The organism is Campylobacter concisus UNSWCS (assembly GCF_000466685.1).
GTDB classification, from domain to species: domain Bacteria; phylum Campylobacterota; class Campylobacteria; order Campylobacterales; family Campylobacteraceae; genus Campylobacter_A; species Campylobacter_A concisus_A.
Genome location: NZ_ANNG01000029.1, coordinates 38615 through 52940, shown reverse-complemented (window position 1 = coordinate 52940; position 14326 = coordinate 38615). Strand labels below are relative to the sequence as shown.

Genomic DNA, 14326 nt, shown 5'->3' with positions numbered 1-14326 from the left:
AATAGATAATCTAACAAAAGAGAATGTTGTAATTGCTAATAGGGCTAATGAAGTAACAAGCGATGTTGATAACATGGCAAAGACTATAGTAAGTGAAGTAAGAAAGAATAAATTTTAAACTAAACCACTGCAATTAATACAAAGCATAGCTCTCTAAAGCATTAGAGGGCTATGTAAATTTAGACTTAAATTTAATACTCCAAGAAATATCTATCAAATTTTAAAAAGAACAATACCTAAAAAACTTCAAACAATTTTTAATATTAACACTCAAGGAATATCTATTAAATTTTAAAATTTCTGATTACAAACTAAAAATATTTTTTACAAAAGAAGTTCGAGCAAATTTTAAAATTTGCAAAGCAAAAAAATTAGATCGCGGACCAAGCCGCAATCCATTATAGATAAACTGGGATATTTGTATGTTCTAAGAAAAATCTTGATGTTCCGCCAAGGACCATCTCCATTAGTCCGTTTTCACCGTATCTGCTGGCTACGATGAGATCTGCATTTCTATCATTTGCAGCTTTTAAAAGTGCCTCGCCAGGTATCGTTGTAGTTGCTATGATCTCAAAAGACGCGCTGATACCATGAATTTTAAAATACTCTTCAAGCTTTTTAAGATTTAGCTCGGCATTGTCGCCAAGGCTTGCTTTTGAAGTGATGCACTGAACCTTTTTAGCGCTCTTTAAAAGATCGATCGCTCCAGTTAGGGCTCTTGAGCTTTGAGTTGTTCCTGTCCAGCTTACAAGGATATTATCAGCCCTAAATTCACGCATCTTTCTTGGGATAACGATCGCATTTTTACCACTTTTTAAAACAGCTGACTCAAATGTGCCAGTGATCTTGCCATCAAGTGGCACTGCAGCTACGACTAGATCGCAAAATTTACTCTCTTGCTCAACTATGGCGCTTCTTTTTCCATTATGGATCGTGAAATTTGCAGTGCAGACATCTTCGATGATCTCATCGCTCACCTTTATGCCAAGCTCAGCGCAAATTTTATTAAAAAGCTTTTCGTTCTCTTCGTGCTCAACCGCAAGCTCAGACTTGGCTGATTTTAAAAATTCCTCAAAAAGCACTCCACCACGAAGCGTCATTTTCATATTATAAACCACACTTGGATCTAGTTGGCAAGTGAGGATCTCCATGTGAGCTTTAAACCATTGTGCAACCTTTAAAGCACCGTAAATTCTTGGCTCGATATCGTCCCCTGCTCCAATTGGAAAAAGCAACTTTTTGTATTTCATCATCTATCCTTTAAAAATTTATTCAACCAAAGAGAGCGAAATTTTGTTTCCTTTTTGCTCGCTCACACACACTTTTACCTGATCACCTACGTTTAATGGGCTCTTTATCTTTGAGATGTGAAGCAGACCATCAACACCATCTTTTAGCTCGATAAATACTCCAAAATCAACCACGCTTTTTACGCTTCCAACAAACTCATCTCCGATATTAAATGTCGGTTTTACACGCTCTTTATCGTGTTTAAACGGCTTTTTGCCAAACGAGCGAGAGTTCTCTTTTGAAGTGATCGAGATGATGTAGTCTTTTGCTGCATCGACGTTTTTCTTAGCGCCACCTGCGATTTTAACCTCGCCCTTTTCTCTATCAAGGTCGATCGAAACTTCAAATTTCTCGATGATCTCTTTTATAGTCTTGCCAGCTTGACCGATGATATCTACGATCTTGCTTGGATCAACGTTAAATAGCTCAAGTTTTGGCAATACATCTTCGTTTATCTCTATATTTTTATCAGCCTGTGTCATTAGAGCAAGGATGTGCTCTCTGCCGCGTTTTGCTTGATAAAGCGCCTCTTTTAGCACTTCTAGGCTGATGCCTCCAAGCTTGATGTCCATCTGAAGCGCTGTGATGCCATCACTTGTGCCAGCAACTTTAAAGTCCATATCGCCGTCGTGGTCTTCAAGACCCATGATATCAGTTAAAACAGCGTGTTTCTCACCTTCAAATATAAGACCCATCGCAACGCCAGCGACAAGTTTTTGGGTATTGACCCCAGCAGCTCTAAGTGCAAGCGAACCACCGCAAACGCTAGCCATCGAGCTTGAGCCGTTGCTCTCTAAAATTTCTGAAACGACCCTTATCGTATATGGAGAAGCTAGATCGATGCTTGGTGCAAGGGCACGTTTGGCTAAATTTCCATGTCCAAGCTCACGTCTGCCTGGAGCTTTAAGCGGGCTTGCCTCGCCGACGCTAAAGCCTGGGAAGTTGTAGTTAAACATAAATTTCTCAACCAAAGGAGCTTTTTCAGTTAGGATGTCATACATCTGAGCATCGCTATCTGTGCCAAGAGTGGCGACAACTAGCGCCTGAGTTTGACCTCTTGTAAAGAGACATGAGCCGTGAGCGTTTGGAAGGACATTTGTCTCGATGCTAATAGGCCTAACCTCTTCAAGCCCGCGTCCGTCGGCTCTAACGCCCTCGTTTATGATCTGCTCTCTTACTATTTTCTTTTTATATTTGCCAAGGACATTTGAGATGACAGCCTCGTCCCAGCCCTCTTTTTGAGCTACCTCATCGCTTGAAATTTGTTTAGCGATCTTGCCAAGCTCGCTTGCACGCTCGCTCTTTGCCATTTGATTGATCGCGTTTTTAACCTCTGCTTTGTAAAATTTATCGATATAAATAGCGATATTTTCGTTTTCTATCTCTGGTTTTAGCTCAAGTGCGGCATCCTCTTTTTTATGCTCTTTAAACGCCTCTTCATAAGCGCTGCTAGCTCTTAGTATCGCTTTACCAGCAAAGTCGATCGCCTCAACCATCTTATCTTCGCTAAATTCATTCATCACTTGCTTTTGCGCCATGCTATCGCTTAGGCTAGGATCTATCATCGGCTCGATCGCTACCATCGGTATGAGCTGCGTAGTTTGCTGAGGCAAGCTTCTCATCTCGATCATCAAAAGCTCATCTTTTGTGCCAGCAACATAAAGATCGATCGCGCTTTGTTTTAGCTCAGAGTTGCTTGGATTGATAACAAATTTATCATCTATATAGCCAACTCTTACACCACAAACTGGGCGATTTACAGGGATGTCGCTAAGGTAAAGTGCAACTGAAGCCGCATTTAGGCTCACAACTTGTAAATCAACCTCAGGATCAGCTGAAAGCACCATGACAACGATCTGTGTTGGGTATGCGTAGCCTTTTGGGAAAAGTGGGCGAAGTGATCTATCTATGATGCGAGCAGTTAGTGTCTCAAAGTCGCCTGGCTTGGTCTCGCGCTTGACGTAACCACCTGGTATTTTGCCAGCTGCGTAAGCTTTTTCGATGTATTGCACCGTTAGAGGCAAAAAGTCCTCTTCAACTTGCACATCTTCTCTTGCCACAGTTGCTAAAACTATGGTGTTTTTCACCCTTAAAAGCACTGCCCCACTAGCTTGTTTAGCTACTTTATTAAGGTCAAAAATTTCGACCTGATTATTGACTTCTATACTATATTGCATTATTTTTATCTCCTTGTTGTTTTTGTAACGGTAAATAGTGAGGGCTCTCTTCTAATATCGACATGATGCGCTCGCTCGTAGCCTCGATCTTTTTCTCGTAATACGAATCCACATCGATAAAATCAACGATCTTGTTTATCGTGTAAATTTCATCGACCATATCATTTAAATTTGCAAAGACATCAGTGGCTATCATCGGCGTTGCGTATGAGATGGACTTTACCTTCACATCAAGCAGCGTCTTTATGCAAATGAGTGCCGTCATGCCAGTCTCACACCCCTCGTCGATCAGTAAAATATTCTTGCCCTTTAGCTCTCCTATCAAATTTCCTTTTCTGTATTTATAGACATTTTTTAAAATTTTCTCTTCATATTTTCTATGCGCTTCGCCGTAGATGTAGTCATAGCTTATGTTAAAAGCTTTTATGAGAGGGTCGTTTAGCACGATATCCTCGGTCTCGCTAACTATCGCTACGTCGCATTCACTGTTGTTTGGCGCAGGGATTGGCTCGCTAAAGAGCATCTCATAGCTTAAATTTAACCCCCTGCAAACCACGTCAGTCAGGATAACTGACTCAAGCGACATGCAAAGAACTATCGTCTTAGCGTCATTTAGCTCTTTTTTTGGCAAGATCTCGATGAGCTTGTTAGCTGCATCTAATTGATCTTTAAATTTAACGCTTGCCATTTATCTAGCCATCTTATTTGCTACTTGATGAAGTGGTGCTGCTTTGTGAAAAGTCATAGTGCAAGCCGCCCATCGGATAGAAATTTATAGTAAAGTAGATGCCACTTTTCTTAGTTGAGGCTGAGCCATTTGTCGTTGTTGTTGGCTCGACATCGTGTTGATAAATTAGCCCGTAGTTCCAGCACTTTCTTTGATGAAGCACACCAACTCTCCAGCTCTTTGTGTAGCTCCTTTCAAGGTCGTATTGCCAGCCGCCAATTAGGCTATATTGATGCGGGAGTTTTACACCAGCGCTGCTTGTAAAGTAGCTATCTTTTGTTGCACTATTTTTAGCCTTGCTATCGCTCTTTTTCATTGTATGGAGCATATTTATCCAAAATAGATCGTGCGTATAGTAAAGTCCGTTTTGCACCTTTTTAAGCTCTCTATCTTTGTGTGAGTATTCAAGCTTGTTATAAAGGCTAAAATTCTCAAACGGATATAGGTAGATGGCATTTTTTAAATTTGAATACTCATCATCTTTTGTGTAGTAACCTTGTGAGATGCTGTGTTTGACAACTTTTCTGCCACTGCCGTTAAAGAAATACTGTGTCAAATAGCCAGAAACTTCCTCTTTGCTCTGATCTTGAGCTAAGAAATTTTCATACTCATTTAGATCTTTGTCATAGATAAACTCGTCGTCTAAATTTCCTTTTCTATACCATGGTAGCAAATACTCAGCACCAAAATTTAAAGTGTGATAAAAGCTCTCATACGCCTTTGCAAGGTCTGTGTGAAGAGCAAATTTATGGTAGTTATTTACAAAATTTGCGTGCTTGTCTTCTCTTTTGTCATCAAATGAATTTATCTTGTTTTCGTAGTTTATCCTTGAAGCGTAAAGGTACTCGTAAAATGAAAACGTTAAGCTATCATCAAACAGTGGCACATGCACTGAAGCTGGCAGCGTAAATTCATACTGAGTTGCTCTAACGCCTATCTTTCTATCATATCTATGTGATTGAAGATCGATTGAATATAAGATATTTGGCAAGACTATATCGTCTGTAAATTTATGATACTGAAGCGATGGAAGCTCTTGAAGCGTATCTTTGTTTTCGTTCTTTGAGCCGATCTTTTCGGTGTCTATGTAGTATTTCGCATAGGTGCCAAAGTAGTGATCGTCATTTGCTATGAAGTAGTTAAATTTAGAGGTGACAAGCGAGTCGTAGTCATCATCTCTGCCCTTTAAATTTAGATAGTCTATGTCATTTAGCTTGGTTGCATCTATCCACATACCCTCTTGCAGATCAGCCTCGCTAAGGTATTTTATGAGTTTATCTCTTTCATATTTTAGCCCGACACCTTTGTGAGTTTTGTTTTTTAGCTCAGCTCTGTTTGAAGTCTCGCTTTTTTGCTTGGCTCGGTAGCTGTTTTTATCAGTAAATGAACCAAAGCTGATCTCGCCTCTTGAATCAGGCGAATCAGTAAATCTAAAAGCACCGTAAATTCCAGCGCCCCTGTTTGTTCTTATCTGCGGATCAAACTCCAGATCCCACTGATTATAAGGTGCAAAATAGACTGGCTGCTTGTAGTAAAAGCCCTCTGACTTGCCGTATCCAAGCTCTGGTGGCAAAAGGCCTGTCCTTCTTGTAGTATCAGTTGAGAAGCCAAAGTATGGCAGGTAAAAGACTGGCACGTTTGCTATGCGAAAGACTGGGTTAAAAAGGTGCAAAAATTTACTCTCTTTATTTAGCATGGCTGAGCTTGAGGTGATGCTCCAGTCAGGATCTTGGACGTTGCAGCTTGAAACCATCGCCTTTCTTACTCTGTAGTACTCGCTATCTGAGCTGCTCTCATCGCTTCTCATCCACACTTCCATGTCTTTATTCATCATAAAGAGTGACTCAAAGGCAGCGTTGTTGTTTTTTAAATTTAGCTTAGCGTAGTTTGAGCGAGAGACCTCATCTTTGCCCTTCATCATATTGACATTGCCAAAGAGCTCAATGACTGAGTTGTTTTGATCATAAACAGCACAATCAGCCGTCACAAGATACTCTTGCGAATATACAACGACGTTTTTGTTTGCCGTTACGATGCCCTTATCTTGCTTCACATCATCAGCCAATAGCTGCACATCTTGCACTGCTGCACTTAAACTAAAAACACAAACCGGAATTAAAAATAAAATTTTACGCATTTATCACCACTGTTTTTGCTATTTTGTCTTGCCAAGTCTGCCTTGCAGGGTTTGAAAGTGCCCAAGCAAAGCCAAGATAAAAACAAGCTTCACTAACTATCCTAAATATCGCCCTAACAAGACTTTGAGTTAAATTTGGCTTATCTAAAATTTCTACATTTATACACATCGTCTTTGTTATCATCTGCCCTAAACTAGCGCCATAATACCAAACAAAAAATGTGTGATAGATGACTTTTAAAGCTACCACTTGCCAAAATAAATTTAATACTAAATTTCTAGCGTCATCATAGTTAGTGCTAGTAGAAAGAGGCTCCCAATAGATGATCATAAAAAGAAACGAAACTATGATCTCATCGATAGAAAACGCCATGATCCTCTTAGCAAAAGGAGCAAGTGAAATTTCTTCGTTTTGAAGCTTCTCTTCTATCTGCATACTCATTTTAGAGCCTGCCACGCGATATCTTTTCTAAAGTGCGCTCCGTCAAATTTGACATTTTCGCAAAGCTCATAAGCCTTATCACGCGCCTCTTTTATGCTCTTTGCAGTCGCCACGCAGACTAGCACTCTACCACCATCTGCGTAAATTTCATCACCCTCTTTGCTCACACCTGCGTAAGCTATATGGGCGTCTTTTACATCATTTAATACTGAAATTTTAGCCTTTGGACTGCTTTTATAAGGATAGTTTTTGCTAGACATTACGACACCAACGGCAAATTCATCTTTTAAGCTGATAGGCTTTAGCTCGCCTTTTGCAGCGCTTAGTAAAATTTCACTCAAATTTCCATCTATCAAAGGCATCAATACCTCACACTCAGGGTCGCCAAATCTCACGTTAAATTCAAGCACATAAGGCTCATTTTTCACGATCATCAGCCCCACAAAAAGCACTCCACAAAACGGACTGCCCTCGTTTTTCATCCCTTTTAACGTAGGTTTTACAACCTCTTCTTCAACCCTTTTTATAAGCTCTTTTGAAGCAAGCGGACTTGGAGCATAAGCGCCCATGCCGCCAGTATTTGGACCCTCGTCGTTATCAAGCAAGCGTTTGTGGTCTTGCGCCACTGGCAAGCTTACAAAATTTTCGCCGTCACAAATGGCAAAAAAGCTAAGCTCAAAGCCGTCCAAAAACTCCTCAACCACCACAAATTTGCCAGCATCACCAAAGCTAGCCCCACTTAGCATGTCGCTAACTGCCCCTTTGGCCTCCTCTTTAGAATTTGCGATGATCACGCCTTTTCCAGCGCAAAGTCCATCAGCCTTTACGACAATTGGCACGCTTAATGTATCAATAAATTTAAATGCTTTTTCTTTGTCGTCTGTGTTTAAATATTTTGCAGTTTTTATATTATTTCTAGCTAAAAAGTCCTTCATATAGGCCTTGCTAGCCTCGAGTCTGGCTGCTGCTTTGCTTGGTCCAAAGATGAGCAAACACTCTTTTTTAAAGATATCCACCACGCCTTCGCTAAGAGGCGCTTCAGGTCCCACGATAGTTAGCTCGATACTATTTTTTTTGGCAAAATTTGCTAGCTCATGAAAGTCTTTTATGTTTAAATTCTCACCAAGGCGTGAGGTCGCACCATTTCCAGGCGCAAAGTATAAATTTATATTTTTTTCGCTTTTTAGTTTTAGAGCAATGGCGTATTCGCGGCCGCCACTTCCTATTATGAGAATGTTCATATTATCTCCGTAAATTTAAAAACCCAAGTGGGCGTCGCATAGAAGAGTGGCCCATAAACAAAGCCAATCTTGCAAATAGATGGATACCAAAAGGTTGCAACTTCTCGCTGTTTAAGGCTCAAACGAAGCCACATCGCAAGGCACCCATACCTTTTCGCTAACAAAAAAGTGTTGGACCCCGTAAAATGCTGACTCGCTTCACTCAGGCAATAAAATTATATAAATTCTTTGCTTAAAGTAACGTTTTGGCAAGTGCGATACAAGCGTTTATATCTTGACTTTGACTAACAAGTGGCGTGCTAAATTTTAGCTCTTTTGCAGTGACCTTTCCGATACTTATTGTTTGATAGCTCTCGTCCCAGCCAAAATTAGCAAGAAAATTTCTCACATTTATCGGAGATGCGAAGATCAAAATGCTATTTTTTGGTGGTTTTAGCTCCATTTTGCAAGGATTTAAGACATTTTCATAAGCGATGACCGCCTTTATATTTACGCCGCCATCTTGCAAAATTTCTAAGAAATTTGAAGCGCTATCTTTGCCCTTTAGATAAAGAACCTTTTTGCCCTTTAAAAGTGGCAAAATTTCTCTTGCAAAGTCATCTCCATGAGCATTTTGCCCAGTGTAAATTTCACTAAAACCAAACTCTCTTGCAGCTGCTGCACAACTATTTGCGATAGCAAAAACTGGTAAATTTTCTAGCGCGCTGATCTCATTAAATTTTAAAGCCTTAAAAGCGTTTTTTGAGGTTGCTACAAGTGCGTCATATTCGCTTAAATTTATCTCAAATTTCAAAAACTCTATCTTACTAACGCTTAAATTTATAACGCTCTCATCAGTCGTTTTTGTGTTTGAGACAAGATAAATTTTACGCAACTCTTTTTAGTCCTAAAAATGAGATAAAAGCAAGCACGCTGCAAGTTAAAATGGCTATTGACGTCGAGTAAAAAATGTCACCAAGCCCAACTAATGGAGAGATGACGCCGCCTAAGAAAAATGGGCAAAATCCAAGCACTGCCGAGGCTGAGCCAGCGTACTCTCTGCCCTCGTTCATCGCTAGCGAAGAGGCCGTTGGTAAGATAAAGCCAGTAAAGAGCAAAAGCAAGAAAAATGCGATGATAACGCCGATCACTTCAAATTTAGAGCAAAGCATGAGTGCAACAAAAATGCTAGCAAACAAGGTGCCAAAAAGCCCAGTTTTTAGCGCTTTTCGTTCATTTAGCAAGCTTGCAAGTCTAGCACCTATGACGATGGCTAGACCATTTGCCCCAAAGCAAAAACCGTAGCTTAATGGACTTAGCGAGTAAAAATCCTGAAATATAAAAGAAGATGCCGCGATATAGGCAAACATCGCGCCCATAGTAAATGTCTGTATCGCAATAAAGAGCATAAATTTCTTTTTTCTTAAAATTTTGCCAAAGACGCCGTAAGTCTGAAGCAGTGGTACTTTTAAGCGATCTCTCTGGTTTAGGCTCTCTTTGAAGTAAAAATTTGCGATAAATAGCACAATGCCAATGATAGTTAGTGCCATAAAGATGCCGCGCCAGTCGGTAAATTTAAGCAGCAAGCTGCCACCTATTGGCGAAAGTATCGGAGCAAGGCCGTTTATAACCATCATAAGGCTAAAGAATTTTGTCATCTCATGACCCTTATAAAGGTCGCTCACAACGGCTCTTGAGATGACGAGACTGCCCGCACTTGCAAGACCTTGAATGATGCGCATGAAGATAAAAAACTGGATATTTTGCGCAAAAAATATAAAAATCGTGCTTACCGTATAGACGATGAGCGAGATGGTAAGTGGCGTTTTTCGGCCAAATTTATCGCTGATTGGGCCAATTATTAGCTGACCGATCGCAAGGCCTGCCATCGAAGTGGTGATCGTTAGCTGCGTGGCTGAAACGCTTGTGCTAAACCACTCAGTTATGGCTGGAAGTGCTGGCAAGTAAAGGTCTGTGACAAATGGTCCAAAGGCTGAAAGCACGCCTAAAAATAGTAGTAAAAATAGTTTGGAGTTTTCTTTTCTCATCGCTCTTCTTTTTAAAAACGATTATATTATGGCTTTGCTTTTTTGATTATTAAAGGTAAATTTAAAGTTAAATTTGTAGTTTTTGATATGAAAAAAGCCCTAAAATAGGGCTTTTTTTACATTTTATCTTTTGTGACGATTAGAAGCATTTTGAATTTGTCTTTCACTTTTAGGCCGTGTGGGATCTTACCTGGAAGCACGATGCTATCGCCCTTTACTAGATGAAAGCTCTCATCAGCTATTTTCAAATCAAGCTCGCCATCAAGCGCGATAAGTAGCGCATCGCCTGGTGCTGCGTGGGTTGAGAGCTCTTGGTCTTTGTCAAAACTAAGCAGCGACATCGAGCCATTTTCGTTTTTGACAAGCGTTTTGCTAACTATCTTGCCACTCTCGTAACTAACGGCATCTGCGAGGCTAAAAACACTCGCTTTGTCTAAATGATCTATCATAACATTCTCCTTAAAATCTATTAGTAAATATTTTGTTTTCTTTGTAAATTTGAGCTTTCGCCAAGTTTTTGCCTCGATAAGGCAGGCTTCGTCGCGTCCAAGCCTCATTTGCTTTTCGCCGTATTCAAGCTGCGCTTCGCCGTCAATGACAAAGGCAAGGCTATCTATAAAAAGCATCTCGTGATCAAGCTCCTCGCCCTCGTCAAATGCGTATATATCGATGCTTGCGTTTTTGTTTTGAAAGAGCCTTTTGCTAACGACGCTTTTTTCAACTATCTTTGTGTCTTTATCGAGATTATAAATTTGACTCATTTTTTATCCTTTTTTTGTGAAGGATTATAATGCAAGTTTTGATAACAGTTCTTAACATATGTTAAGGAATTTGACTATTTTAGTCCTTTTTTTAACTTTCTTATCAAAAATCTAGCAGGATGAAGCTCAAAAAATAGCGATCTTTCTATACAAAGTGGGCGAGCAAGCACAAGATCCATTATTAAATTTGCTCCAAGTATCGCCGTGCCAAGGCCACGTGATCCGTGAGCAAAATTTACAAAGACGTTTTTTTCGTAGCTTGCTTTTGGATTATTATCTTTATTTTTACTCCAAAATAGCCCTTTGTAGTTTTGCTTATAAAACTTCTCATCGTGCAGGGCGCCGATTATCGAAAATCTATCTCCGCTGTAACTTCTATATCCCACACGTGAGCCGATGATGGTGGCTTTTGTGGCGTCAAAAAACTCACTCACAAACCTTAAATAATACAAATTTGACTAAAAATTTATAAATAAAAAAGTCAATTAAAATAAAATTTGCGGAGAAAATTTTTAAGAGATTAAATTTACAAGTTTAAAGGAGTTAAAGGTGGCAAACCACCTTTAAATTTACTCCCACTCGATAGTTGCAGGTGGCTTGCTTGAGATGTCATAAACTACGCGGTTTATGCCATTTACCTCGTTTATGATGCGGCGGCTTACGTTTTCAAGCAGATCATAAGGAAGTCTTGAAAAACTTGCAGTCATGCCATCACTTGCATCGACCACGCGCACACAAACAGCGTTTTCGTAGGTGCGGTTATCTCCCATAACGCCAACAGAATTTACATTTAAAAGTACGCAAAATGCCTGCCAAGTTTTGTTATACCAGCCACTACTTTTTAGCTCATCGCGCAAAATCACGTCAGCTTTACGAAGTAACTCAAGACTTGGTTTATTTACCTCGCCCATGATGCGGATAGCAAGGCCAGGTCCAGGGAAAGGATGGCGAAAAACTAGCTCGCGGCTTAGTCCAAGCTCAAGTCCTAGTTTTCTAACCTCGTCTTTAAAAATCTCTCTTAAAGGCTCTATCAGCTCAAATGTCATCCAATCAGGCAAGCCTCCAACGTTGTGGTGGCTCTTTATCGTCTTGCTTGAGCCAACGACTGAGCTTTCGATGATGTCAGTATAAAGAGTGCCTTGAGCTAGAAATTTCACATCGCCATGCTTCTTAGCCTCTTTTTCAAAAATTTCTATAAATGTCTCGCCTATGATCTTGCGTTTTTTCTCAGGATCAACGACGCCGGCCAAGCGGCCAAGAAAGGTCTCGCTCGCGTCTATGCTAACTAGCTCAACGCCAAGCTTGGTTCTAAATGTAGCTTCAACTTGCTCTTTTTCGTTTGTTCTAAGAAGTCCGTTATCGACAAAAACAAGGATCAAATTTTCAGGCACAGCAGCTGCTAAAAGTGCCGCAGTCACAGAGCTATCCACGCCGCCACTAACCGCGCAAAGCACCTTGTGAGCGCCCACTGTTTTTCTGATCTCTTCTATCTTATTTTTAGCGAAGCTTCCCATGTTCCAAGTGCTCTCGCAGCCGCAGATATATTTAGCAAAATTCTTTAAAATTTGCGTGCCATACTCGCTATGTTGCACCTCTGCGTGAAACTGGATCGCATAAAATTTACGTTTATCATCGCCAAAAGCGCAATAAGGCGAATTTTCGCTAATCGCAATCGCCTCAAAGCCCTTTGGCAGGTCTTTTACATAGTCGCTATGGCTCATCCATACGATTTGTTTTGAAGGTGTATCTTTAAAAAGATCGTGCTCTTTTACGACGCTAAGTTCAGCCTTGCCGTACTCTTTGTGATCAGCTGCTAAAACCTCAGCACCATGTGTGTGAGCAAGTAGCTGCATGCCGTAGCAAACGCCAAGTATAGGGATGTTTAGCTCAAAGACGCCGTTATCGCAAAAGTAGGCATCTTTAGCATAAACGCTAGCTGGACCACCACTTAGAATGATACCTTTTGGATCTTTCGCCTTTATATCGCTTAGTTTTGCGTTAAATGGCAAAATTTCAGTATAAACTCCTTCTTCTCTTAGCCTTCTAGCTATTAGCTGAGTATACTGCGAACCAAAGTCCAAAACTATAATCGTATTGTTCATTTATAACCTTTTAAAAGTAGATGTGAAAAATTTCAAACTGCACATACCAAACAATGAGTGATACGATGTATCCTAAAACTACCATCCATGCATATTTCATATGCGCACCAAAGGTATAAATTCCTTTTAATTTACCCATTACTCCAACGCCAGCTGCTGAGCCAAAACTGATCATCGAACCGCCGATACCAGCTGTAAGTGTCACTAGTAGCCACTGACTCATAGCCTCGCCCGCATCAGCTCCCATAGCTGGATTTGCTTTTAGCACAGCTGACATAACAGGGACGTTATCAACGACTGCTGAGAGGAAGCCAACACCGATATTTACAGGTGTTGAGCCAAATTTATCATAAAGTGACACAGCGTAATTTAAAAATCCAGCAAAGTGAAGAGCGCCAACTGCAGCTAAAATTCCAAAGAAGAAAAATAGCGTGTTGTTCTCGATCTTTGACATATAGTGAAAGACATTCATAGGTTCTTCGTCTTTGTGAGCTTTTTTGAAATAATACGTATAAAGGCTAAGTAGCGAGAAGCCAAACATCATGCCCCACATAGCTGGCAAGTGAAATAACTGGTGCATCATAACTGCACAAAAGATAGTAAATGCACCTATAAAGATAACCGCTTTACCGCCCTTTTTCATAACCACTTTTGGCTCATTTGCCACGTCAAAATGAGGTGCAGTATTTGGCACGATGCGTGAAAGTAAAAACGCTGTCACAAACCAGCCGATAAATGAAGCTGGGAAAAGTGCAAAAAAGTCTAAGAATGGTGACTTGCCAGCCGCCCAAACCATAAGTGTAGTGATATCGCCAAATGGACTCCACGCTCCGCCTGCGTTTGCTGCTACGACGATATTTATCGCACCTGCGACTAGGAAATTTGTATTATTTCTATCTATCGTTAAAAGAACGGTTGATAGGATAAGCGCTGTTGTTAGGTTATCAGCCACTGGGCTAATGAAAAATGCCAAAATACCAGTTAGCCAAAATAGCTTTCTGTAAGTGTAGCCTTTTGAAACTAGGTTGTATTTAAGTGCGTTAAACACATCTCTTTCAACAAGTGCCTCGATAAATGTCATCGCTACCATCAAGAAAAAAACGATCTGAGCTATCTCTAGGATTAGGTGATTTACCTCGTGCTCTAGCAAATGCACATCCATGCCATTTATAAGCATATAAACGCCGATAAGTAGGAACATAAAAGTGCCGATAAAAATGGCAGGTTTTGCCTTGTCGATGTGAAAATTCTCTTCTGCTGCTATGAAAAAGTATCCAACAACAAAAATGATAAGCGATAAAATTCCCGCCCATGTAGTAGTTAAGTCAATAGCCGCAGCTTCTCCGTCAGCACCAAAGGCTATAGCAAAAAACAAGCCTAGAAGTCCAAATAACCTCATATACTCTCCTTGTAAGATAAAAA

At 40.4% G+C, this 14326-nt stretch carries 11 protein-coding genes and 1 pseudogene; all 12 read right to left on the bottom strand.

Going from position 1 to position 14326, the window contains the following annotated elements:
- Nucleotides 1–398 precede the first annotated feature (398 nt).
- The 12 genes and pseudogenes from UNSWCS_RS06690 to nhaD all read right to left on the bottom strand — a co-directional run bounded on the left by UNSWCS_RS06690 (nt 399) and on the right by nhaD (nt 14303).
- Nucleotides 399–1250, bottom strand: a complete 852-nt coding sequence (locus UNSWCS_RS06690) for a universal stress protein (RefSeq protein WP_021087843.1) — start codon at nt 1248–1250, stop codon at nt 399–401.
- A gap of 18 nt (nt 1251–1268) precedes the next feature.
- The gene (locus UNSWCS_RS06685) at nt 1269–3467 is read right to left on the bottom strand and encodes a polyribonucleotide nucleotidyltransferase (RefSeq protein ID WP_021087870.1); all 2199 of its coding nucleotides are present in this window, start codon (nt 3465–3467) and stop codon (nt 1269–1271) included.
- Nucleotides 3457–4155, bottom strand: a complete 699-nt coding sequence (locus UNSWCS_RS06680; protein ID WP_002941705.1) for a sodium:proton antiporter — start codon at nt 4153–4155, stop codon at nt 3457–3459. The genes UNSWCS_RS06685 and UNSWCS_RS06680 overlap by 11 nt, the downstream gene beginning before the upstream one ends.
- A gap of 13 nt (nt 4156–4168) precedes the next feature.
- The gene (locus tag UNSWCS_RS06675) at nt 4169–6331 is read right to left on the bottom strand and encodes an LPS-assembly protein LptD (protein WP_021087858.1); all 2163 of its coding nucleotides are present in this window, start codon (nt 6329–6331) and stop codon (nt 4169–4171) included.
- Nucleotides 6324–6773 (bottom strand): RDD family protein, encoded by a 450-nt coding sequence (locus tag UNSWCS_RS06670; protein WP_002941696.1) that lies wholly within the window; start codon nt 6771–6773, stop codon nt 6324–6326. Before UNSWCS_RS06670 ends, UNSWCS_RS06675 begins: the two co-directional genes overlap by 8 nt.
- Entirely contained in the window at nt 6770–8014 is a 1245-nt protein-coding gene (gene purD, locus UNSWCS_RS06665) for a phosphoribosylamine--glycine ligase (protein WP_021087868.1), read from the bottom strand. Before purD ends, UNSWCS_RS06670 begins: the two co-directional genes overlap by 4 nt.
- Nucleotides 8015–8246: 232 nt before the next feature.
- The gene (locus UNSWCS_RS06660; protein ID WP_021087859.1) at nt 8247–8888 is read right to left on the bottom strand and encodes a uroporphyrinogen-III synthase; all 642 of its coding nucleotides are present in this window, start codon (nt 8886–8888) and stop codon (nt 8247–8249) included.
- Nucleotides 8881–10041, bottom strand: a complete 1161-nt coding sequence (locus UNSWCS_RS06655; RefSeq protein WP_021087874.1) for a multidrug effflux MFS transporter — start codon at nt 10039–10041, stop codon at nt 8881–8883. The genes UNSWCS_RS06660 and UNSWCS_RS06655 overlap by 8 nt, the downstream gene beginning before the upstream one ends.
- 116 nt (nt 10042–10157) lie before the next feature.
- Complete coding sequence (locus tag UNSWCS_RS06650; protein WP_021087871.1) at nt 10158–10802, bottom strand: cupin domain-containing protein; 645 nt, start codon at nt 10800–10802, stop codon at nt 10158–10160.
- Nucleotides 10803–10876: 74 nt separating this feature from the next.
- Nucleotides 10877–11245 (bottom strand): annotated as a pseudogene (locus UNSWCS_RS06645) (bifunctional tRNA (5-methylaminomethyl-2-thiouridine)(34)-methyltransferase MnmD/FAD-dependent 5-carboxymethylaminomethyl-2-thiouridine(34) oxidoreductase MnmC); the annotation flags it as partial.
- Nucleotides 11246–11371: 126 nt separating this feature from the next.
- Nucleotides 11372–12904 (bottom strand): glutamine-hydrolyzing GMP synthase, encoded by a 1533-nt coding sequence (gene guaA / locus UNSWCS_RS06640; RefSeq protein ID WP_021087866.1) that lies wholly within the window; start codon nt 12902–12904, stop codon nt 11372–11374.
- 10 nt (nt 12905–12914) lie between these two features.
- On the bottom strand, nt 12915–14303 hold the full coding sequence (gene nhaD, locus UNSWCS_RS06635; protein ID WP_021087844.1) for a sodium:proton antiporter NhaD: 1389 nt from the start codon (nt 14301–14303) through the stop codon (nt 12915–12917).
- Between the last annotated feature and the right edge of the window lie 23 nt (nt 14304–14326).

Bases quoted from the DNA above. Each gene is read 5' to 3' on its own strand.
- UNSWCS_RS06675 (WP_021087858.1), bottom strand. From the start codon at position 6,331: ATGCGTAAAATTTTATTTTTAATTCCGGTTTGTGTTTTTAGTTTAAGT.
- UNSWCS_RS06690 (WP_021087843.1), bottom strand. From the start codon at position 1,250: ATGAAATACAAAAAGTTGCTTTTTCCAATTGGAGCAGGGGACGATATC.
- UNSWCS_RS06680 (WP_002941705.1), bottom strand. From the start codon at position 4,155: ATGGCAAGCGTTAAATTTAAAGATCAATTAGATGCAGCTAACAAGCTC.
- UNSWCS_RS06670 (WP_002941696.1), bottom strand. From the start codon at position 6,773: ATGAGTATGCAGATAGAAGAGAAGCTTCAAAACGAAGAAATTTCACTT.
- UNSWCS_RS06655 (WP_021087874.1), bottom strand. From the start codon at position 10,041: ATGAGAAAAGAAAACTCCAAACTATTTTTACTACTATTTTTAGGCGTG.
- UNSWCS_RS06650 (WP_021087871.1), bottom strand. From the start codon at position 10,802: ATGAGTCAAATTTATAATCTCGATAAAGACACAAAGATAGTTGAAAAA.
- guaA (WP_021087866.1), bottom strand. From the start codon at position 12,904: ATGAACAATACGATTATAGTTTTGGACTTTGGTTCGCAGTATACTCAG.
- nhaD (WP_021087844.1), bottom strand. From the start codon at position 14,303: ATGAGGTTATTTGGACTTCTAGGCTTGTTTTTTGCTATAGCCTTTGGT.
- purD (WP_021087868.1), bottom strand. From the start codon at position 8,014: ATGAACATTCTCATAATAGGAAGTGGCGGCCGCGAATACGCCATTGCT.
- UNSWCS_RS06685 (WP_021087870.1), bottom strand. From the start codon at position 3,467: ATGCAATATAGTATAGAAGTCAATAATCAGGTCGAAATTTTTGACCTT.